Source organism: Alcanivorax sp. HI0044, assembly GCF_001634945.1.
Map to the genome: position 1 here is coordinate 1 of NZ_LWEZ01000249.1, position 468 is coordinate 468.

At 60.3% G+C, this 468-nt stretch carries 1 protein-coding gene; it reads left to right on the forward strand.

All coding sequences use genetic code 11. The features are described 5' to 3' along the window. The coding region (locus tag A3730_RS03155) for a response regulator transcription factor (protein WP_156500843.1) at window positions 1-468 on the forward strand (468 nt) is incomplete at both ends.

Here is a 468-nt window from a genome sequence, read left to right on the forward strand (position 1 = left end):
GCAGTGTTCGGATGGGCCTGCGGGCCTGGAGGCTGCGGCCTCCGGCGATTATGACCTGGTGTTGCTGGATATCCTGTTGCCGGGACTCAATGGGCTCGAGTTGCTTAACGCCCTGCGTCAGCAAAGCCCGGTGCCGGTGATTGTGGTGTCTGCGTTGGGCGATGAACAGGCGCGCATTCAAGGCCTCATCAACGGGGCGGATGATTACCTCCCCAAGCCGTTCAGCATGGCCGAATTGGCGGTGCGGGTGGATGCGGTGTTGCGCCGGGTGGCGCTGGAACGTGTCCGACCGGAAGACGAAGGGCTGGAATCCGTGGGCAAGCTGGTGCTGCGTGACCATGACCTGGTGGCGCTTTATCGGCACACGAATCTGGGCCTCACCAATACCGAATTCCGTTTGCTGCAAGTATTGCTGGAACATCGTGATACGGTGCTCAGTAAGCCGTTCCTCTACCAGGCGGTATTACA